This window comes from Leptolyngbya sp. FACHB-1624, assembly GCF_047649235.1.
In the GTDB taxonomy this organism is placed as follows: domain Bacteria; phylum Cyanobacteriota; class Cyanobacteriia; order Leptolyngbyales; family Leptolyngbyaceae; genus Leptolyngbya; species Leptolyngbya boryana.
Genome location: NZ_CP180258.1, coordinates 6,024,632 through 6,044,342, shown reverse-complemented (window position 1 = coordinate 6,044,342; position 19,711 = coordinate 6,024,632). Strand labels below are relative to the sequence as shown.

General features: G+C 47.8%; 20 protein-coding genes. 2 read left to right on the top strand and 18 right to left on the bottom strand.

Annotated features, from left to right (window positions below):
- Window positions 1–84: 84 nt before the first annotated feature.
- From ACMUEV_RS28755 to ACMUEV_RS28725, 7 genes are all read right to left on the bottom strand, one after another.
- Window positions 85–1,422, bottom strand: coding sequence for a UDP-N-acetylmuramoyl-tripeptide--D-alanyl-D-alanine ligase (locus ACMUEV_RS28755; RefSeq protein WP_190650959.1), 1,338 nt, complete (start codon window positions 1,420–1,422; stop codon window positions 85–87).
- Window positions 1,423–1,583: 161 nt separating this feature from the next.
- Window positions 1,584–2,375, bottom strand: coding sequence for a helix-turn-helix domain-containing protein (locus ACMUEV_RS28750; protein WP_190650962.1), 792 nt, complete (start codon window positions 2,373–2,375; stop codon window positions 1,584–1,586).
- Window positions 2,372–3,160 (bottom strand): pseudouridine synthase, encoded by a 789-nt coding sequence (locus tag ACMUEV_RS28745; protein WP_026148340.1) that lies wholly within the window; start codon window positions 3,158–3,160, stop codon window positions 2,372–2,374. Before ACMUEV_RS28745 ends, ACMUEV_RS28750 begins: the two co-directional genes overlap by 4 nt.
- Window positions 3,161–3,317: 157 nt before the next feature.
- Complete coding sequence (locus ACMUEV_RS28740) at window positions 3,318–4,604, bottom strand: PAS domain-containing sensor histidine kinase (protein ID WP_190650965.1); 1,287 nt, start codon at window positions 4,602–4,604, stop codon at window positions 3,318–3,320.
- A gap of 54 nt (window positions 4,605–4,658) precedes the next feature.
- Window positions 4,659–5,423, bottom strand: coding sequence for a response regulator transcription factor (locus tag ACMUEV_RS28735; protein WP_017285743.1), 765 nt, complete (start codon window positions 5,421–5,423; stop codon window positions 4,659–4,661).
- Between the two features lie 80 nt (window positions 5,424–5,503).
- Window positions 5,504–6,505, bottom strand: a complete 1,002-nt coding sequence (locus tag ACMUEV_RS28730; protein WP_199329461.1) for an AEC family transporter — start codon at window positions 6,503–6,505, stop codon at window positions 5,504–5,506.
- Window positions 6,506–6,569: 64 nt separating this feature from the next.
- On the bottom strand, window positions 6,570–8,657 hold the full coding sequence (locus tag ACMUEV_RS28725; protein ID WP_190650967.1) for an IMS domain-containing protein: 2,088 nt from the start codon (window positions 8,655–8,657) through the stop codon (window positions 6,570–6,572).
- A 347-nt stretch (window positions 8,658–9,004) separates the two neighbouring features.
- Here ACMUEV_RS28725 and pdhA point away from each other — a divergent pair, with 347 nt between their 5' ends.
- Window positions 9,005–10,036, top strand: a complete 1,032-nt coding sequence (gene pdhA / locus ACMUEV_RS28720) for a pyruvate dehydrogenase (acetyl-transferring) E1 component subunit alpha (RefSeq protein ID WP_017285746.1) — start codon at window positions 9,005–9,007, stop codon at window positions 10,034–10,036.
- A gap of 135 nt (window positions 10,037–10,171) precedes the next feature.
- On the opposite strand, the gene ACMUEV_RS28715 is transcribed toward pdhA, so the two are convergent.
- Window positions 10,172–10,525, bottom strand: a complete 354-nt coding sequence (locus tag ACMUEV_RS28715; protein ID WP_017285747.1) for a XisI protein — start codon at window positions 10,523–10,525, stop codon at window positions 10,172–10,174.
- The gene (locus tag ACMUEV_RS28710; RefSeq protein ID WP_017285748.1) at window positions 10,516–10,926 is read right to left on the bottom strand and encodes a XisH family protein; all 411 of its coding nucleotides are present in this window, start codon (window positions 10,924–10,926) and stop codon (window positions 10,516–10,518) included. Before ACMUEV_RS28710 ends, ACMUEV_RS28715 begins: the two co-directional genes overlap by 10 nt.
- Window positions 10,927–11,118: 192 nt before the next feature.
- Between ACMUEV_RS28710 and ACMUEV_RS28705 the strand changes: the two genes are divergently transcribed.
- Entirely contained in the window at window positions 11,119–12,021 is a 903-nt protein-coding gene (locus ACMUEV_RS28705; RefSeq protein ID WP_190650970.1) for an ADP-ribosylglycohydrolase family protein, read from the top strand.
- A gap of 184 nt (window positions 12,022–12,205) precedes the next feature.
- On the opposite strand, the gene menB is transcribed toward ACMUEV_RS28705, so the two are convergent.
- The 9 genes from menB to ACMUEV_RS28660 all read right to left on the bottom strand — a co-directional run bounded on the left by menB (window position 12,206) and on the right by ACMUEV_RS28660 (window position 19,707).
- Complete coding sequence (gene menB / locus ACMUEV_RS28700) at window positions 12,206–13,039, bottom strand: 1,4-dihydroxy-2-naphthoyl-CoA synthase (RefSeq protein WP_017285750.1); 834 nt, start codon at window positions 13,037–13,039, stop codon at window positions 12,206–12,208.
- Window positions 13,036–14,739 (bottom strand): 2-succinyl-5-enolpyruvyl-6-hydroxy-3-cyclohexene-1-carboxylic-acid synthase, encoded by a 1,704-nt coding sequence (gene menD, locus ACMUEV_RS28695; protein WP_190650973.1) that lies wholly within the window; start codon window positions 14,737–14,739, stop codon window positions 13,036–13,038. Before menD ends, menB begins: the two co-directional genes overlap by 4 nt.
- The gene (locus ACMUEV_RS28690) at window positions 14,736–15,413 is read right to left on the bottom strand and encodes a Uma2 family endonuclease (protein ID WP_190650975.1); all 678 of its coding nucleotides are present in this window, start codon (window positions 15,411–15,413) and stop codon (window positions 14,736–14,738) included. The genes menD and ACMUEV_RS28690 overlap by 4 nt, the downstream gene beginning before the upstream one ends.
- The gene (locus ACMUEV_RS28685) at window positions 15,410–16,792 is read right to left on the bottom strand and encodes an isochorismate synthase MenF (protein WP_190650978.1); all 1,383 of its coding nucleotides are present in this window, start codon (window positions 16,790–16,792) and stop codon (window positions 15,410–15,412) included. The genes ACMUEV_RS28690 and ACMUEV_RS28685 overlap by 4 nt, the downstream gene beginning before the upstream one ends.
- A gap of 109 nt (window positions 16,793–16,901) precedes the next feature.
- Window positions 16,902–18,278 (bottom strand): cytochrome P450, encoded by a 1,377-nt coding sequence (locus ACMUEV_RS28680; RefSeq protein ID WP_190650981.1) that lies wholly within the window; start codon window positions 18,276–18,278, stop codon window positions 16,902–16,904.
- A 134-nt stretch (window positions 18,279–18,412) separates the two neighbouring features.
- Window positions 18,413–18,694 (bottom strand): type II toxin-antitoxin system RelE family toxin, encoded by a 282-nt coding sequence (locus ACMUEV_RS28675; RefSeq protein ID WP_199329463.1) that lies wholly within the window; start codon window positions 18,692–18,694, stop codon window positions 18,413–18,415.
- A 16-nt stretch (window positions 18,695–18,710) separates the two neighbouring features.
- The gene (locus tag ACMUEV_RS28670; RefSeq protein ID WP_415354711.1) at window positions 18,711–18,896 is read right to left on the bottom strand and encodes a hypothetical protein; all 186 of its coding nucleotides are present in this window, start codon (window positions 18,894–18,896) and stop codon (window positions 18,711–18,713) included.
- 225 nt (window positions 18,897–19,121) lie between these two features.
- A complete protein-coding gene (locus ACMUEV_RS28665) occupies window positions 19,122–19,457 on the bottom strand; it encodes a XisI protein (RefSeq protein WP_190650988.1) in 336 nt (111 codons plus the stop codon).
- A 34-nt stretch (window positions 19,458–19,491) separates the two neighbouring features.
- Window positions 19,492–19,707, bottom strand: coding sequence for a hypothetical protein (locus ACMUEV_RS28660; protein WP_190651051.1), 216 nt, complete (start codon window positions 19,705–19,707; stop codon window positions 19,492–19,494).
- Between the last annotated feature and the right edge of the window lie 4 nt (window positions 19,708–19,711).

Genomic DNA, 19,711 nt, shown 5'->3' with positions numbered 1-19,711 from the left:
ACGCTAGAATCGCTGAGTGTACGGGTTCTAAGCATCTTTCTCAGGTGAGAGGGGGGGTCTTCTCAAAGGAGGAGAAGGTCGATCCTATGGGAGGAGTTGAGCGACGACGCGATCGAGACCTACCGCTCTAGAAGCCTTAAACAATAAGCGATCGCCTGATTGCATCAATTGATTCAGTCGAGCAACAACTGCCTCGTGATTTTCAAACTTTTCGGCTAGAACAGGAGCCGCTGCCGTTGCCATTGCCTCAGCTTCCCCGGGATCAGCCAAAATCAACAGTCGATCGAGTTTCAAATTCTTGACTTGTTCTCCAACTTGCCGATGATATTGAATTGACCAGTCGCCCAGTTCTTTCATGGTTCCAAGCACAGCAATTCTCCGTTCTCCTTCGGTCTGTGCTAGCAATTTCAAAGACGCTAGCATTGACTCCAATCCAGCGTTGTAGCTCTCATCTAAAATGACGACATCGTTTGAGAGTTCATAGCGTTTTGCTCGACCGCTCGGTAAATCAACTTCAATTCCCTCGGTCAGCTTCGATGCATCCAGATTCAAAGCTTTCACCACTGCCAAAGCTGCTAAAAAATTCAGTGCATTGTGTTCTCCTAGCAAAGGTAGAGGAAACGCTAGATCCTCTACTTTCAGAGTTTCAGGATTGATCAAGTGTCCCTGCACATCACCACCGCTCAGCCCGTAAGTGATGGACTTGCCTTGCCAAACTGTTTTTGCTGTTTCTAGTAAAAGCGGATTTTCATAGTTCAAAATTGCCACTGAATCTTTCGGCATCTCAGCCAGTAACTCACATTTGGCTTGAGCGATCGCTTCTCGCGATCCCAAAATTCCAATATGCGCTGTTCCCACATTGGTAATCACACTAATATCAGGACTTGCAATCTGAGACAGCAGCGCAATTTCTCCAAGCGCTCTCATTCCCATTTCAATCACTGCAAAATCATGAGCTTGATTTAATTCCAAAAGTGTTTTCGGAACTCCAATCTCATTGTTGTAATTTGCTTGCGTCTTATGAACTTTGCCGTATTTCGATAAAACTGCTGCAATCAATTCTTTTGTCGTCGTCTTTCCAACTGACCCGGTAATCGCAATAATTGGAATCTTAAATTGAGTCCGCCACCAATGCCCGATCGCTTGATACGCAACCAAGGTATCTGGAACGATCAGGACAGGAAGATCACCTGCATCAAATTGAGCATCCACGATCGCGGCAATTGCCCCTTGCGCGATCGCGGATTCTACAAAATCATGTCCGTCGAATTTCTCACCACGTAATGCCAGAAAGATTTCACCTGGTTTGACAGCACGGCTATCTGTTGTGATGGAAGTTGCCGTGCATGACCGATCAGGTAAATTCTGAAAAGATGCCTCAAGGACTGAAATAATCTGCTCTAGAGTTGCGTGGAAAGACATGAGAATCAATTGGCGTTTAACGGATTGAGTTTACATCTTGGCGCTACGCTTGCCTAGAGGGGATCGAAAGCTCCTGCTACCCCCCACTCCCCACTCCCAAAAACCATGGGACGAAAAAAATGGGGCGAGACTCACCCCATTTCTCTCGAATTTTCTACCCTCTACGGCAGATTTGCATTTGCCATAGCCGGAGTTGGTGGAAACACTTTCTCTTCCACCTCTCCCGGTGAGCCTAAAGGCTGCCCCGCGCTCTCGTTATAAGAAACAATCACGCTCCCTGCATCTCCTGCCGTGACCACGACCTGCTTGTCTGCTGTCCAAGTCCGCTGCGTCCCCTTCGGCAACGCTCCTTCGTAGGCAACTTGGTCATCTGCGGTCACTCGCACCCAAGACTCCGCAGTCAAGGTCATGCCAACCCGCACAGGCTTATTCGAGGATGGAGCAACTTTCTTAGCCCCTGTCTCTTGCTTCGCCGGGAACATCGGTCCCATCGGAACCGTGGGAGGCTTCTGCATCTCAATCGTTGCCACTGCCGACTGAACCGATCGATTGAGAAAATACGATAAGCCATTCACTGCCCCAACAATCAGCAGCAGATAGAGCAGATACAGATGCACCGGGCGCAACTGTGCTCCGGGCAGACTTCTCCAAGGCGCACGGATCTGAGGGAGTGCCATCACACCAGTCGTCGGAAACTCGCTGGCAAATTGCACACCATTTAGCCCGATCGCATCGGCATATTGGCGGATAAAACTATGGATATAAACAGGCTCAGGCAACTCGTCAATCTTGCCCTGTTCGATCGCACGTAACAATCGGGGCTGAATACAAGTCGTGCCTGCCACCCGTTCGAGGGGAATCTCTTGTGCTTGACGGCGATCGCGGAGTCGAGCACCCAATTCAGCGAGCCGTTCGGCTTGTTCTCGATTCGTTTGGAGGGTTTGCTGTCTCATCTGCGCTGCTCCTTCATCTGTGCTGGCAACCTCTCTGGGAGGGTCATTCCCTGCTTCAACAAGCGAATTTCAAACTTTTCGAGTGAGCGATATTGTCCTGGGCGCAAGGTAGATTTGCTCGGTGGCTGGAGTAAAACATCCCCAATCGCGATTCGGTGAAGCCGAACAACAGGATAACCTAACTGCTCAGCAATGCGCCGAATTTGCCGATTTCGACCTTCTCGTAAGACAACTCGCAATAGTGTACCAGAGGAATTCCGGTTTAGAATGTTCACAGTTGCAGGCAAAGTCTTTCGATCGTCTAACATTACGCCTTCTCGCCATTGCCGCAGAGCGGAACTAGACAATTGTCCCACCACTTCGACATCATAGGTTTTCGCAATGTGATGGCGCGGATGAGTCAGATAATGAGTCAATGCGCCATCGTTGGTCAATAAAAGCGCTCCGGTCGATTCTACATCTAACCGCCCTATCGGGTGAAGACCTTGCCCCTGTCTTAAGTCTTCAGGGAGAAGCTCAAGAACAGTACGGCGGTCTTGCGGATCGTGGCAGGTCGTGACCACTCCTACAGGTTTATTGAGGAGTAAATAGAGAAATTCGGGGCGATCTTGGGGGTAAATCACTTGCCCATCGACTTCGACTTGGTCTAGGTCAGGGTCAGCTTTTTGTCCCAATTCGGCGATCGCGCCATTCAGCCGAACTCGTCCTTCGAGAATCATCTGTTCCGCCTGCCGTCGGGAGGCGATTCCCCATTGTGAAAGAATTTTTTGTACTCTTTCGGTCATGACAAGATTGGGCAAGAGGAATAATACCGAAACATCACCGTAACTATGTGCATCAAAACTAATATGTACAAATATTACATCAGCCTGTATTCAGTAAAATGGCGGAAGAATTGAATCGTTCGGAATTCGTAATCCGCTGCGACTTAGCGATAAGTATTTATGAAGTTCGCTCATAGGGCAGAATGACTTGTACCCATGCCCCTCCCGTTTCAGGATGGTTTTGTGCACGCACAGTGCCTTGATGGGCTTCAATGATTTGTCGGACAATCGCAAGTCCCAAACCACTGCCGCTGGTTGGCTGCATTGCTTCTCGCCCTTGAGTCGAACGAACTCGGGAAGGATCAGCTCGATAAAAGCGTTCAAAGATATGAGGGATAGCGTCTTCAGGAAATCCTGCGCCAGCATCAACGAGATCGACTTGAATCTGAGGGGAAACTGATTGGTCGTTTACACTGGTTTCGATCCGAATGATCCCTTTGTTTGGGCTGTACTTGAGGCTGTTATCCAGCAAGTTGAGAAAAACGCGGTGCATTCGAGCCTCATCTGCGCGAACGATCACAGATGCTAGACCACTGTAATAAAATTGTACTTGTTTTTCACTTGCGATCGGTTCTAAGCTTTGCCAAGCAGCATTGATCAGTGTGACGAGATCCGTTTGCTTTAACTTCAATCGCTGCGCCGGATTGAGATCCAGTTGGCTCAGATCCAGCAAGTCTTGAACTAAACGACTTAAGCGCAAGGTTTCATTGAGCAGGCGATCCACCCACTGACGATTTGGGGGATCGATGCGAGATTGCAGGGTTTCGGCAACCAGTCGAATCGAAGTCAGGGGAGTTTTAAGCTCATGGGCGACATCAGAAGTCCAGCGATCGCGTTGTTGCGATAGAGTAACCGCTTCTTGGCGGTCTTCTAAGAAAACACCCACTTCTCCACCTTGAAGTGGAAAAGCCAGCCCTCGCAGCGGAGTTGAGCGCGCTTGAGAGAGGTTTTCAGCATCGGCAGAAGCCGGATAAAATCGCCATTCGCGCTGATGGGGTTGACCTTTTTCCCGCGCTTTTTCGATCAGAGCATCCAGTTCATACGATCGCACTAACTCCAACAAGAGCCGTGGAGCATAGTCATCGCCCTGATTGATCCCCAACAGTTGCACAGCCGCAGAATTGCACCAAATCAACTGATTCTCTTCATCGACTTGCAAGTAGCCGATGGGAGCCAGGTAAAGAATCTGCTTCCAAACTTCCAGTTTGCGTTCGAGTTGTTCCGTCTGAGCTTGATCATGTGCAAGTCGCATGGACAATCGAGACATGATCGATAAGTCCACGCTTGCCTCATCCGGCGGCAGCGTCTTTGCCAACTGGTCAATGCGAGAACTAAGATGACTCCGGTAAATCGTCAGTGGCAGAATTCCGATCGCAAGTCCAGCCAGAAACCAGAAAACAGACACAGGCAAAACAGGGGGCGAGAGTTCACTATGAGCGTTGTGCTCATGACTCCTAGCTTAACCGAATCGATACCCAAAGCCTCTGACTGTGATTAAATACTGCGGATTACTCGGATCAATTTCTAGCTTTTCTCTAATCCAACGAATATGAACATCAACTGTTTTACTTTCCCCAATAAAATCGTGTCCCCAGATTTTTTCGAGCAGTTGATCTCGTGACCAAACTCGTTTGGGGTGACGCAGAAACAGTTCGAGCAGTTTGAATTCTTTGGGAGAGAAGTTCACGACTTCACCACGCACGGTCACCCGGCATTCCTGCGGATAGATTGTGACTTCCTGATATTGCAGAGTCGGCTCAGTCTGAGCGGGCTGAAATTGCTGGTGACGACGCAGGAGCGCACGGCAGCGCGCGACTAATTCCCGCATGCCAAAAGGCTTGGTCAGATAGTCATCCGCGCCGACTTCGAGTCCGACAACGCGATCCATCTCGCTGCCTTTGGCACTGAGGATGAGAATGGGAACGCTGCTGCCTTCGCGTCGCATCCAACGACAAATATCTAATCCGTTGATATAAGGCAGCATTAAATCCAAAATAATCAAGTCAGGCAGAGCCGTCTCGCTGCTACGGTCTGCATTCATCGCCGCTTGTAATCGCGCTAATGCTTGTTGCCCATCTACAGCAGTCGTTACTTCGTAGCCTTCATCAGAAAGGGTGAGCGCGATCGTATCTCGAATTAAATCTTCGTCTTCGACAACCAAAATGCGTCCGAGCGTGAGCTTGGGTGAGATGGGTGCGGATTCGGTCAGAATCGGGGTCGGCATATAAAGTGCATCTCGACTTGTCGGCAAAATTCTACCATTGATCCAGAATCTAGTATGGATTTATACAGTTTTTTATGATTCTAATAACTGATTACCAGCCAGATCGGAATTGTCACCAGAATGGCGATCGTACTGAGGGCGATGCTACTCGCTGCCAGGTTGTGATCTAAGTTGTATTCTTCTGCCAAAATCAAGCTGGCAAAGGCACTGGGAACGCCTGCCATGATGATTAACGATAGCCGGGCATCGTGATTCAGTCCTAATAAGGTAACGGCGATCGCAACTAAACTTGGCAAAATGACTGCTTTCAAGGCAACCGGGACAGCCGCTGCTTTCAGACTATCAATTCCATTCAGTTGAATCAAGCGCATCCCCATCAGCAGGAAAGAAGCAGGAATCACAAACAATAACGACGATTGGCAGAGCGTTTCCGCCCAGTTGGGAAATGCGATCGACTGAGTAAAATAAGCAGCCGCAAATGCCCATAACGTCGGAACCGTCAAAATGTCACGCAGCAAGGTTAAAGGCGTACTTTGAGTTTCCGATCGCCCATAGTGACTCGCGACTAAAACGCCAACGCCAAAGGTTCCCACAAGATTTTGCGTCACGCTAAAAAACACAGCCCAACTGAGATCTCCATCGCCAATCAAAGCCGGAATAAGTCCTAACCCAACAAACCCAGTATTGCCGATCGTCGCTGCGATCACAAATGTACCTTGAGAAGCGCGGTCAAGCGGCGGAAACCAAGGTTCAATTTTATCGAGCCAAGCGGGTTTGACTTGAGTTTTGAGCCAAATCAAAATTCGCAAAGCAATCCACGCGATCGTTAACCCTGTGCCGAGGGTGGCGATCGTCACTGCCGGAACAATCCCAATATTGGATGAAAAATCTGTTTCTCGTACCAGGGCAAAGATCTGCCAAGGAACACCGACCCAGTAAAGACTTCGACCTAAGAATCTTGGAAACGATTCTGGTAAAAAACGAAACAACAATGCTCCCACCCCTGTCCAAAGGATTAAGGGGGTGTAAGCGTGAACCAAACTTCCGATCATGCCCTTTCCGCCACTGGGCGCTACTCCCATCGCTATCGTAACGGATCATGAAAGGAATTAGTACAGTCAGAAGAGAGACATTTTTGGCAAAAAATTACTGCCAGGTTTTAATTCTCCACTGATTGTCTTGACGAACAAGGGTGTAGCTGACTGACATATCGCGATCGGTCTGAGTCTCGGCAGGCTGACCCGGCGAAAAATATTTACGAACTTCCGTCACCGTTGCTTTAGCGATCGCTTGAGTCGGATCGGTCGGGCTGACCTCTACCGTGTCTACTTTCACCGCATGATCGTATTCAATGTGCTGGTTTTCGCGTTTTGCTTCGTCAGATGCACGTTGCCATTCTGCCAACTTCGGCTCGGCTAAAACTTGCGTCAGTTTGCTAGGGTCATGATTGCTTCCCATTGCCGCTTTTTTTGCATTGAGCCAAGTTTCGATCGCGGTTTGTGCCAGAGCGACATTCATCTCTCCCGTGAGTGAAACGGGCTGTTCTGCGGGTTTTAAGTTCACAATGGGCTGATCAAGCTGTACGAGCAGCGGATCAACTGCTGGAGCGCCAGGACTTAGAATGGCTCTGAGTGCGCGAATCATCAGGAACCCTAACCCCATCGCCAGCGCCACTCCCAGTAAAAGGAGCAACCAGCGCGATCGACGGCTTTCTCTGGGAGGTGCAGTGGATTCATCGTGATCCGGTGCTTGATAGCGCGATTGAGTCGGACGAGGACGACCATTTCGAGGACGTTCCGATCGCGGCTTTGTTCTTGCGCCATTTGAACCAAGTTTTGCAGACCTTTCCGCCGCAGGCAGCGGAGCGGTTTCAGCGGTCAGCGTTGCCGTTGCAGAACGATAGCCCCCCAAGTTCTCTTCAGTCACGAAGGTTTGACTGCGCGATCGACCATTGCGGCTAACGCTTGAGATCAATTCGCGATGGAGTCCGCGCTCTCCTAAAGACCAATCCGCCACAACTTCACCGTCTGCGGGCAGTTCTTCGAGATAAGCCTGCACTTGCTCATCTGCAAAATACTCTTTCAGCAAGGCTTCGCGCTTCGCTAGATCGCGGAAATGGGGAAAGACTTCATCTTGAAGCCACCGTTCAGAATAAAGGCACAGTCCGGGCAATAGATCCGGAGCACCCTGGGAATTTTCACGAATAAAGGCGAGCGGCTCATATTCTTGAGACAGTTCAAGGACTCGGCTCGCTTCTTCAGTTTGACCGAGCAGTAAGGCACAGACCGATTGCTCTAAATGGACATCTTGCCGACTGCCTAGCCGCGATAACATCCCTTTGGCACGGCGAATCAAGGCAGGCTGATGCTCAGCAAATCCTCTGGCTAACAGCGAGTATACGGCTAGATAAGTTGCGACAGCTGAAGGACGACGCGATTCTTCTTCAAACAGGGCTTGTTGTTCTTCCGCGCTCAAGTAACCGCGCAATTGTTGAATAAACCGCAAAAAGTCATCAATGCTTAACCCAGACTGATCGTTTCCGGTTCCATCAATGCCGCCCCGTTCTCGCAGCATGTCTTTCAATAAGCGCAACCCGTGCTGACGATCGTTCGCCTCACTTTCCGGCAGCGCTAAGAGTTCCAAAATCCGGTAGGGTCGCAGTTTATACAAATCAGACTGAATCTCACCCCGCACTCCCGCAAATAAGCCTTCTCGTAACAGCAATTCTTGCCCAGTTTCCAGCGCTTCGGCGGCACTTTCATACTGTCCTTGTTGCCATTGCTCCCGACCCAGTTCGAGACACGCAAGCGCGATCGTCAATACAATATCCGACAATACAATCCGGGGATCACCAAAGCGCCCATCTTTAATCGTTGCGGTTCCGCTACTGAGGTAAGGACGACCGATCTTCAGAACTAATTCATATTCACCCAGCTCTTGGAGAATCAGCAATCCACCAATGAGTTGCTGATCGTCAATCTCGATCGTGATCGCATCGCTGTCTGATTCGTACTGAGTACTGAGTAGCGTTTCGTCTACTTGTTTACGCTGCTCTGGATCAGACAACACCGCATAAGCTTGATCTAAAAGGCTGCGGCGCGTGGCAATGGCAGCTTCCGAGTACTCGCGGCGCGGGAGTTGTAAAGTGCGATCGCGATGAGCTTGCTTCAGTTGGTCTGCCGTCGCTTGCATCGGCAGACCTAAAATTCGGTAGTAGTCGAGCGGTATACGCACGGTTCACGTCCCCAGCAGTGGTATCGAGTAAAGATTGAGAAGATGACGTTCAAGTTGACAGCCATCATACCCTGTAGATGCAAAGTCGGTAGCTTCCGGGTGCGTAACTTTAAAAGGTGATCCTAACAATAATCTCATCTATAGAGAGATGGAACCACTTCAAGTTAAATAATTCTTGAAATTTGTTAAAATCTGCCTCTGTGTCTGATACGTTTCCGGTTTGAGCATTTGATCTTTGATACATCAGGAAGGTATTTTAGATTAGATTATTCAGAATGGCGCGCAATCTTAGGCGCAGTTTTCAATTACTTTCGGGTCGAGTATTGCAGCGAGGTTAATGGATTCTCATGGTTCAAGAAAGAGCATTTCCCGCATTCCAGACCGTTCCCGCGCAAGTGACTCGCGAGGAAGGCTTGATGCTATATGAAGATATGGTTCTCGGTCGCTTCTTTGAAGATAAGTGCGCCGAAATGTACTATCGCGGCAAGATGTTCGGGTTCGTTCACTTATATAACGGACAAGAGGCGGTTTCGACGGGTGTAATCCGAGCGATGCGGCAGAGTGAGGACTATGTCTGTAGTACGTACCGGGATCACGTTCATGCACTCAGTTGCGGAGTTCCGGCTCGCGAGGTGATGGCGGAGCTGTTTGGCAAGGCGACGGGCTGTAGTAAGGGTCGGGGCGGTTCGATGCACTTGTTTTCAGCAGAGCATCGATTACTCGGCGGATTTGCATTTATCGGAGAAGGGATTCCCGTCGCGACTGGGGCAGCATTCCAGTCGAAATATCGTCGCGAAGTGATGGGCGATGAGAGTGCCGATCAGGTTACGGCTTGCTTTTTCGGCGATGGCACAACGAATAATGGTCAGTTCTTTGAATGTCTGAATATGGCAGCGTTGTGGAAGTTGCCGATCATTTTCGTGGTCGAGAATAATAAGTGGGCGATCGGCATGGCACACGATCGCGCCAGTTCTCAGACTGAAATTTACAAAAAGGCGAGTGTCTTTGGGATGCCGGGTTACGAAGTCGATGGCATGGATGTGCTAGCGGTTCGGGGCGTGGCTCAAGAAGCGGTGAGACGGGCACGGGCTGGAGAAGGGCCGACTTTGATTGAGTGTTTGACATATCGATTTAGAGGACACTCGCTGGCTGATCCGGATGAACTGCGATCGAAAGAAGAGAAAGAAGCTTGGTTAGCGCGTGATCCGTTGAAGAAGCTTTCGGCTTATCTGATTGAGCAGAGTTTGGTGACGCAGTCGGAATTGAAGGACATCGAGAAGAAGGTACAAGCTGTTGTCGAGGATGCGGTGAAGTTTGGGTTAGAGAGTCCTGAACCTGATCCGAGTGAACTTTATAAGTACATCTTTGCTGAGGATTAATCGAGTTGAGGTCGGTCTTAGGATCGACCTTTTTTATTAATTTATTGAAATCGCAAGGGCTTTTAGGAATTGGAAGTTGAGAAGTGCGGAAAGCAACATCTTTGTGGCTGTAGCTGATGAAACCGCGATCGTCTCTTAAGCCACAGCCTCACCTGTTCCAAAATCCGTATATTGACGAATTTCAGGTTCATGAAACGCCAGGATGATATCTTGCTTTGGAACACCTAGCTCGACCAGTCGATTTGCAATTCCTTCCTCTGTTCCATCATGCTGAATCCAAATCTTTCCATCTTTAATATCTAGATGTAGAATGCAGCCAAAATCTCGACGTGTACCCCGCCAGCCCACATAGAGCAGTTGATAGTGATCCTGTTCTGTATCAAATAAAGTTTGGACTTCGTACTCCTGAGCATTTCGAGGTCGAGAAGCACGCGATCGACGTTCAGAAAGTAACTGACGAATGTATTGGCGATATTGCTCTACAGCCATTGTGTAAAGACCTCCTGTTGTACGTCATAAATTACCAAGCGAAGTTGATACCGTTCAACTGCTGAAACGATAAATTTTCTCTGAAAGAAAGTGGTGTAAACTGGCTCGCGTACCGCAAGGTAAAGCCGTCGATCGGGTTCAATTTGTGTCAGTGCGTCCCGATAATTCAGAAACTGCCCCAAAGCAGTATGAAACTCTCCAACATTGGATGGACTGATGAAACTTTTGACTTCTACTGCAATCTTTCGTCCTTCTCGTTCTGCGGCAAGGAGTTGTTCGGCAGCTAAATCAATTTCAAAATCGACATCATCCACATTGATCTCGTAAGGATCATCTGTAATGTTCCACCCTTCCTTTTCTAGGGCAGTTCTTACAACTTGATGAAATCGATCTTTTGCCATTAGACTTCTAAGCTCATTCTCTTCTCATTGTAGATAAGCTCTGATTCAAAAAACGAGCATGATCTCTACATGGGCTAGAAACTGCGATCTCGATCCAGCACGAGGTAAACAGTAGGGATATGAAATTAAATCTCTCGGTTAGAATCATCAGATATGAGTCTAGTCGCAGACTATAAAACACAGTAAATTTCTATGAATCGATCAGAACGATTTCGAGGGTGTCTGTTAGGACTAGCTGCAGGCGATGCTGTAGGCACAACGGTTGAATTTCAGCGTCGTGGCTCTTTCTCTCCTGTAACAGATATGGTCGGCGGAGGCCCATTTAACCTCAAGCCTGGTCAATGGACTGACGATACATCAATGGCGTTATGCCTGGCGACTAGTCTCGTCGAGGTTGGTGCATTTGATGCGATCGATCAAATGCATCGTTACTGCAATTGGTATGAGAACGGTTATCTGAGCAGTACTGGTGACTGCTTTGACATTGGTAACACAGTCTGTCAAGCCTTGCATCAATACAAAACCTCTGGCAATCCATTTAGCGGTTCCACGAGTCCACGGTCTGCCGGAAATGGCTGTTTGATGCGACTCGCACCGATTCCCATGTTTTATTTCTCAGACCGCGATCGCATTCTACATTTTTCCGGTGAGAGTTCTCGAACAACACATGGTGCACCAGAGTGTATTGAGGCAAGTCGTTTGTTTGGAGACATCCTGTTCCGCGCACTCTCAGGAGCTAGCAAAACAGAGATTCTTTTTGGGAATGATCGAGAAACAATTACATCTCCATCCATTCAATCGATTGCTCGTGGGGAGTATCAAAGTAAACAAGTCAATGATATACGTGGCACAGGATATGTTGTCGAGAGTTTAGAAGCTGCACTTTGGTGTTTCTGGACAACAGAAACTTATGAACAAGCAATCCTTACAGCGACTAACTTGGGCGATGATGCAGATACAACCGCTGCTATTTGTGGGCAAGTTGCTGGAGCGTATTACGGAGAATCGGGTATCCCGATCGATTGGCTTAGAAAACTTACGATGCGCGATGAAATTACTAAGCTTGCTGATCAGTTGAAAACTGCTGCGGCATAAGCCTCAACACACACCGCTCGCAAAGAGATGATTGGTTAGAATTCAAAACTGTCTGCGGTGGATAATTGGGAACGATAGCTAGCTTCAGTTTCTGGTCGAGGAGACGACATCAACATTTCTACAGCAGGCACGGATACTACTGTAAACCTTGAGTACCAATGCCTGAAATCACGGTGAGAATTGCTTAAGGTAGCCAGGGATATTTGCGAAAGTCAGGTTTGCGTTTTTCTAGAAAAGCTTGTTTACCTTCGGAGCCTTCTTCGGTCATGTAGTAGAGCATCGTTGCGTTTCCAGCGAGTTCTTGAAGTCCAGCTTGTCCGTCACAGTCAGCATTTAAGGCAGCTTTCAGGCAGCGAATCGCGATCGGGCTTTTCTCCAAAATTTCCTGTGCCCACTGAATCCCTTCTGCTTCAAGTTGTTCAACGGGGACAACAGTATTGACGAGTCCCATGTCTAGAGCTTCTTGAGCATTGTATTGACGGCAGAGGTACCAGATTTCGCGAGCTTTTTTCTGTCCTACAATTCGAGCCATGTAGCTTGCGCCAAATCCACCATCGAAGCTGCCCACTTTTGGCCCTGTTTGACCAAAAACTGCATTATCAGCCGCGATCGTCAAATCACAGAGCAAATGCAAGACATGACCACCGCCGATTGCATATCCCGCAACCAAAGCAATGATCGCTTTTGGCATCGATCGAATCAAGCGCTGTAAGTCGAGAACATTTAATCTCGGTACGCCTGCTTCGTCAACATAGCCTGCATGACCGCGAACGCTTTGATCTCCACCAGAACAGAAGGCATATTTGCCATCAGTGTGAGGTCCTGCGCCTGTGAAGAGGATCACTCCAATGCGGGAATCTTCGCGGGCATTGGCAAATGCGTCGTAGAGTTCGACGATCGTTTTAGGGCGGAAAGCGTTGCGTTTGTGAGGGCGATTGATGGTGATTTTGGCGATGCCGTCGGCTTTGTGATAGAGGATGTCTTCGTAGTCTTTAACAGGTGTCCAGTCCAGAGTCATAGTAAATTCGCAAAGTGTTTTAGTTTGGTTTTGCGCCAGTTGGCATCGTGATGGCGATCGGTTCTGAGTTCTAGAACTCGAATACCATCAGGTGGGAGAGGATTTAAGCGATCGCGCAATTGATCCCAAGTTTCGATGATTTCATGTTTTACGTCGTATGTTTGACAGAGTTTAGAGAAATCTATGTTTTGGGGCGTTGCAAAAAATTCTTCAAAGGGCGGATCAAACGGTGCAATGGGAAGCATTCCGAAGATTCCGCCACCGTTGTTATTGATTAGCACGATCGTTAAATGTCCTTTGAAATGAGATCGAATTAAAAATCCATTCGTATCATGTAGGAGCGCTAAATCTCCAGTGAGCATCACGGCACTCTGATGATGAGCAATTCCCAAGGCAGTAGACAGCGTGCCATCAATACCGTTCGCGCCTCGGTTGAAAAAGGGTTGAATCCTTAAATCTCCAGGCTTCCAGAAGAATTCGGCATCGCGCACAGGCATACTGCTCGCAATAAAAAGAGGAATATCAGGCGGAAGTGTTTGAGACAGAAGCCAAGCAGATTTGCCCTCAAATAAGGTCGTCTCTTCCGCAAGGCTTTGGTCAATGATTTGACGCATTTTAGATTCTGCTGCAAGCCAATCTTTGAGAAAGTCGGTGACGGGTAGAGTTTGAACGGATTGGAGATCTTCGATCGACAAGCGCATGTGAATGGTTCTGCTATGCAGCGGGTCAAGACTGCGATCGCTCGGATCAAGGACGTATTGCAAGGGTTGAATTTGCTCAAGCCAGAGTCGAGCTTCTTTACTGGTCGGCATTTCACCGATTCGGATCACAACTTCAGGCGCAAGGGTTTTGGCAAGTTCTTTGTTTCTGAGAAGGGTGTCGTAAGTTGAAATCAGGTACGGATTTAAGCTTGCGTAGTTCCGAAGTGGAGAGAGCGCTTCGGCAAAAACGGGCATTGAAAGCGATTTGGAAAGATTGGCGATCTCTTGGCAATATTGCTTTGGATCTTTAGGCTGAGCAACTCCTGCAATGATGATGCCTCTTTGGGTGGTAAGGTCATCGGGAAGCCCCCTAAATCCCCCAAGTTTGGGGAACTTTGAGTTGGAAATATGCTCGAAGAAATTAGCAGGTAAGTGAGCAGGCATTCCTGATTGTTCGATAGGTGCTAGCGGTTCTCGAAAAGGTAAGTTTAGATGCACCACTCCTGGAATTGGATATTGAGTTTGCTCGATCGTATTCAGAACGGTCTGGCGTAAATACGACAGGAGTGATAGTTCTGGAATTGCAATCTCAGTGTAGAAATTTGTGAATGAGCCGAAGAGTTTTTGTTGATCGATCGCTTGTCCCGCATTGCAATTTCTCAATTCGGGTGGGCGATCTGCGGTCAAGATCAGTAAGGGAACTCTGCTTTCTCTTGCTTCGACTACAGCAGGAAAAAAATTAGCTCCTGCCGAGCCAGAAGTACAGACTAAAACAACGGGCTGATGAGTTCTTCGAGCAATTCCTAACGCGAAAAAAGAGGCCGATCGCTCATCTAAAATTGGGATGGCTTCAATGTCTGGATGTCTAGCAAAAGCAACCGTTAGAGGAGTCGATCGAGAACCGGGACAGATAATTGCTGTTTTTAATCCTGATCGAGCTAATGTCTCAACGAGCACCGATGCCCACAAGGTATTGATATTCCGAAAATCTAAGTTCATCTCGATCGCAGTGCTTCTACAAAGGCTTGATGTTCTGGAGATTGCACACCAGCTTGAACGGTTTGAACAACGGCAAGCCTATCTCCGCTTAAAAGCGCATCAGCTTTGAGCCACAATCCAGGAAAAACTCGCGATCGCATGATTCCTTGTTCATCTGGCAAAATTGGCTGATACTCAGCATCTATCAATTCAAACCAGTCCAGCTTATTCTCGAAAGACTGCCAAACAATGTACTCTTGCACGCCATTTCGACGATAAACTTGCTTCTTCGTTCCAGTATCGATCGACGCACTGCTTGCCGCAATTTCAACTACTAGCTCAGGAGCACCTGATAGATAGCGCTCTTTGTCGATCGTAATTCTGCCGCCACAGGATGGATCAATGAATAAAACTAAGTCTGGTTGAGGCTCATTATCTAAATCCAGGCGAACTGTAGGAGTGTCACCCAGGCGAACGCCAGGAGTAGAAACAATGTATGTATACAGCCAACCGTTCATATCGCTATGAGGTTCAGCATGGGGTTCAAATCTTAAGGGAGAAGCCACGTACACAATTCCTTCGATGAGTTCAGCTTTTTTGATTCGGGGATCAGCGCTGTATCGACGCTCAAATTCTGGGCGGGATAAGCGATCGCCGTTTTCTAAAGGTGGAATTGTGCTCAAAGGAGTGTTCATGTTAGGGCATTCAACAAGGCTTGCAGTTTGAGTTGAACTTCAGCGAATTCCTTCTCTGGATCTGATCCTGCCACAATTCCCGCGCCTGCGAAGAGTCGAGCTTGATTTCCTTGCAAAATACAAGACCGGATTCCAACTGCAAATTCGCCATTGCCATGATGATCCATCCAGCCAATCGGAGCCGCATACCACGATCGCTCAAATGGCTCAAACGATTTCAAATGCTCACAAGCAATCAGCTTCGGTGCGCCTGCGACGGCTGGAGTTGGGTGTAATTCGGCGACCGCATCTAAGAGATGTAAATCGGATGGAATCGTGGCACGAATCGGAGTTTGTAAATGCTGAATGTTTGGGAGTTGTAAAAGGCTTGGAGGTGAAAATTGTGGCGTGAGTCCTAGATTTCTCAGATGTTGGGCGATCGAGTCAATCACCACTTGATGTTCATGTTTTTCCTTTTGGCGACTGAGTAAAGTCGCGGAGAGACGGGCATCTTCGGCACGAGTCTTACCACGGGGAACTGAGCCAGCGAGAGCAACTGTAAATAAGCGATCGTTCTCGATTTTGACAAGGCGCTCTGGAGTTGCACCGATAAATGTTGCCCCTTTGCCATTACTTGCCGAGAAAACATAACAATTTGGATAGCGCGATCGTAAATTACTTAAAGATGAAACTAAGTTAAATGGCAACGGTGCAGTGATATCTAACGCATCAGCTAAGACAATCTTTTGAAACTGCTTTGATTGAATGAGCTTTAATGCAGCAGTGACAGATTTTTGAAAGCTGTTTGAAACAGGATGTTGGTTGAAAAAAGGTTTAGGAGTATCAAGTGCGAGTCGGATGAGTTTAACATTGCGAATTCGCTGAATTGTGCTTAAAACCTCGTCTGTCGCGGTTGCTGGATCAAAAGATTCTGAGATTTCTAGGTTGGCAACGATCGTCGATCGACCTTTGTTGCGAGAAATTTGCCAAGCCGGAACGAAAACACTGGCAGCGGGAAATAAGCGATCGCTGGTCTGATCAAAGAATGAGAAATTACAGAAAAAATGAATGCCAGAGAATTCAGAATCTAGCGCACCGATTTGATAAGATTTTCTCCTTGTTGTTTCGATAAAAGATTTGATTTGAGAAAAGCGATCGCTGCCTTCGGCTTCAAACTGTAATGCAGTATCAAATGCTAAAACTGCACCGTGGTTTTCAAAATAGAAATGCTTTTGATCCGGCTTTACAAAACTATTGAGAACGGCAAGTAGGTCGATTTCTTCAACGTTAAGAGAAATACTCGCAACACCTTGATGAGTAGATTGTTTACACCTGAGAAGAAATTGATAAAGATCTTGAGAATCAGGTTTTGGATGAAGCTGATACTGGATCGCAGGCATAACAAACTATCCCAAACATGGCTTTTATAATGCTCAAGCCGATCTTACGGGATTTGGGTTTTCCGATTTCCAATTGATGATTTATGTAACGTAAAATCCGCTTTTTTTGTTAAGGATTATGAATCAATTCGGGGATGATCGCACGATCGCGAACCACTTTTAACTGGAACGAATCCGGTGGCACGAAGGTAATGCCACGTCTTGCAGGTCGAATCTCTCGGTTTAACGTCGATTCAAACTCATACCAGGATAGAACCGTTGCCAAAACCAGTTTCATCTCGAACATCGACAACGCCATTCCGACACAGCTGCGACTTCCACCGCCAAACGGCAAATACTCATACGCTGAAAATTTCCGCTCTAAAAACCGCTCCGGCTTAAATTGATCCGCCTGCTCGTAAGTTGCTTCTCTGCGGTGTGCCAAATAAATGCTGGGAATCAAAACGGTTCCTGGCTCGTAAGTGTAGCCCTCGATTTCAATCGTTCGCTTGACTTTTCGCGGTTGTGAAATCAGCGCGATCGGGTAAATTCGCAATGCTTCCTTACACACTGCCGTCAGATAGGGAGCCTGAGAAAGAACGATCGGATCGGGATTTTCGCCGAATTCGTCTAATTCTTGCCGTAAGCGATCGAGACAATTTGGATTTCGATGCAGCCAATAAAACGCCCAAGTCAACGCCGATGCTGTCGTTTCATGTCCAAGCAATAACAAGGTCATTAACTGATCTCGCAATTCTTGATCGTCCATTGATTCGCCTTGTTCATCTCGTGCTGTCATCAGCACAGAAAGAATATCCGTGCGATTTTGCAGAGAGTGAGATCGTCGATCGCGAATTTCGGCATAAATCAATTCATCAATTTGAGCCATTTGGTCGAGAAATTTGCCCCAAGGACTCCAATCTCCCAGGTTTTGCTGCAAGATAGGGAAAAAGAACTGAGTCGAATAAAGCGGCGAAGTAATCGCTTCGAGCAATTGAGCTAGTAATTGTTTCAACCGCTCGTATCTCGCCCCAGGAACCAGTCCAAACACAACTTGCAGAATCACTTGCAGCGAAATTTCTGACATTTCAGATCGCAGAGCGATCGTGTCTCCCACATTCCAGTCGATCATGCGCTTCTGCGCCAACTGACAAATTAAATGCCCCTGACTGTGCAACTGTTCGCGATGCAAAGCAGGCATTAATAACTGTCTTTGGCGCTGATGCCGTGCGCCTTCTTGCATGATCAACGATTCATTTCCAACCAGAGGACGAAATACATCCGTCACTTTGCCAAACTCAAACGCATCTGCCAAAGTCGTGAATACAGCCTGAATCGCATCAGGATGGCTGAGAAACACGACAGGCGGGGAATTTAAGCCGAGAACTCTTGTGGTGAACGTATCGCCATACTGAGCGGACTGTCGATCGAAGAATGCGATCGGGTCGGCGACCAGTGACAGCGTTTGAAAGAGAGCAGGAGTGGAAGAACCGATCGGCAACGTCATAGCAAATTGCAATGCACACACGTTTCTAGTGTACGGAATTCTTCAATTCAAATCTCATCCTCTACTCAATGAGACACAAACCGAAAAACATCAATTGCGCTGAGGGCGATCGTTCTGTACAGCAGTCGCGTACTTTAAATTTCTAAGCGAGTGCGAGTTGCATTAAGAGATAAGGGTTTGTAGATGTTGCCTCGAAAGTCGATGTCGTAGACTTGCAATTCGTCTGCTTCGGTATCGATCGTGAAAATGACTCTGACTTTTCCCGCCCGCATCCTGAAGAATCCTTTCCAGTCTCCTTTCAGACTCTTGATGTCCAACTCATTGAAGGGAATGATTCCTTCATCTTCAATCGATTGCAAGAGGTGTGCCAGTCTGTCTTGGAGTTTTTCGGTTTCTTTGGCAGAGAGTTTTTCCAAGAATTTGATTGAGGCTTTACTGAGGACGAGTTCTATTCTTTACCCAGTCGGTCATGTTGATAAATTCTGTGGCTTTGTGTTCAGCAGGTGAACCGAGTTTGGTTTGGATTTCTTGCATCTCTTTGTCACTGACGTAGGGGATGAGAACTTGGCAGAGTTTGAGGCGTTCTTCTCGAAGCACTTCTCTTAGGCTCTCTTTCACTAGTTGTTTTAGCTCATTGCTTTCCATACGATGATGCGCGATCGCTCTTGGGTGTCCGTTGGCTCAATTTTAGTCTATTTCTAGTTTTGTCACGATCGCAGGTTGTTGTGAAGATGCGCGATCGCGGTTACTTTTGCTTGGATGTGCGATCGTTGCTCTAAGATTGCTGACTGAAAATGGACGAACCCTCCGGGAAGCGAAGCCACCGCACTTCACGAGTCAGACTCAAGCGACTGCAAATCCTGTGTATGGGCGAATTTCGGGTTCGTGGAATCCTAGAACGATCGCGTCTTTGGGAATGCCAGCAGCGATGAGTTCGTTGGCGATGCCGTCTTCTGTGTTGTCGCGTTGAATCCACACTTTTCCATTCTCAATGCTGATGTGAATTAAGCAACTGTGAATCCGTCCTTCTCGGCTCCAGCCTGTCGAGATCACAAGATATTGATCGGTTTGTGGATCAAAGGCGGCGTGATTTTGAGCATCGACGTTTGCGTAATGGATGTGGAGGTAAGGGGTGAGAACGGTGCGAATGATTTGACGATAGGTTTCTAGGGTATCCATTGCACGATGGTCTCCTCGGTGGGATCAAAGACGATCAGATTGAGTAGATGGCATCAACGGAGTCATACCCAGCTAAGAATTGGGTTGCGGTGAGGTTTTGCCATTGGGTCGGTTCTGAGGCGGGATCTGTGTCGTTCGTTAAGACGATGATTCTAACGGCTTGATTGTTGAGTTCGCTTGGTAATACGGCTTCGGGGAGTTCTAGTTTTCCATCGGCGGTGATGTGGGCTGGAAATTCGTATGCTTTCATGAGC

Coding starts and splice junctions, on each gene's coding strand:
- ACMUEV_RS28710 (WP_017285748.1), bottom strand. CDS start 10,926: ATGGCAAAAGATCGATTTCATCAAGTTGTAAGAACTGCCCTAGAAAAG.
- ACMUEV_RS28680 (WP_190650981.1), bottom strand. CDS start 18,278: ATGACGTTGCCGATCGGTTCTTCCACTCCTGCTCTCTTTCAAACGCTG.
- ACMUEV_RS28690 (WP_190650975.1), bottom strand. CDS start 15,413: ATGAACACTCCTTTGAGCACAATTCCACCTTTAGAAAACGGCGATCGC.
- ACMUEV_RS28665 (WP_190650988.1), bottom strand. CDS start 19,457: ATGGATACCCTAGAAACCTATCGTCAAATCATTCGCACCGTTCTCACC.
- ACMUEV_RS28730 (WP_199329461.1), bottom strand. CDS start 6,505: ATGGGAGTAGCGCCCAGTGGCGGAAAGGGCATGATCGGAAGTTTGGTT.
- ACMUEV_RS28755 (WP_190650959.1), bottom strand. CDS start 1,422: ATGTCTTTCCACGCAACTCTAGAGCAGATTATTTCAGTCCTTGAGGCA.
- ACMUEV_RS28660 (WP_190651051.1), bottom strand. CDS start 19,707: ATGAAAGCATACGAATTTCCAGCCCACATCACCGCCGATGGAAAACTA.
- menD (WP_190650973.1), bottom strand. CDS start 14,739: ATGAACTTAGATTTTCGGAATATCAATACCTTGTGGGCATCGGTGCTC.
- ACMUEV_RS28685 (WP_190650978.1), bottom strand. CDS start 16,792: ATGCCTGCGATCCAGTATCAGCTTCATCCAAAACCTGATTCTCAAGAT.
- ACMUEV_RS28715 (WP_017285747.1), bottom strand. CDS start 10,525: ATGGCTGTAGAGCAATATCGCCAATACATTCGTCAGTTACTTTCTGAA.
- ACMUEV_RS28735 (WP_017285743.1), bottom strand. CDS start 5,423: ATGCCGACCCCGATTCTGACCGAATCCGCACCCATCTCACCCAAGCTC.
- ACMUEV_RS28705 (WP_190650970.1), top strand. CDS start 11,119: ATGAATCGATCAGAACGATTTCGAGGGTGTCTGTTAGGACTAGCTGCA.
- pdhA (WP_017285746.1), top strand. CDS start 9,005: ATGGTTCAAGAAAGAGCATTTCCCGCATTCCAGACCGTTCCCGCGCAA.
- ACMUEV_RS28745 (WP_026148340.1), bottom strand. CDS start 3,160: ATGACCGAAAGAGTACAAAAAATTCTTTCACAATGGGGAATCGCCTCC.
- ACMUEV_RS28750 (WP_190650962.1), bottom strand. CDS start 2,375: ATGAGACAGCAAACCCTCCAAACGAATCGAGAACAAGCCGAACGGCTC.
- menB (WP_017285750.1), bottom strand. CDS start 13,039: ATGACTCTGGACTGGACACCTGTTAAAGACTACGAAGACATCCTCTAT.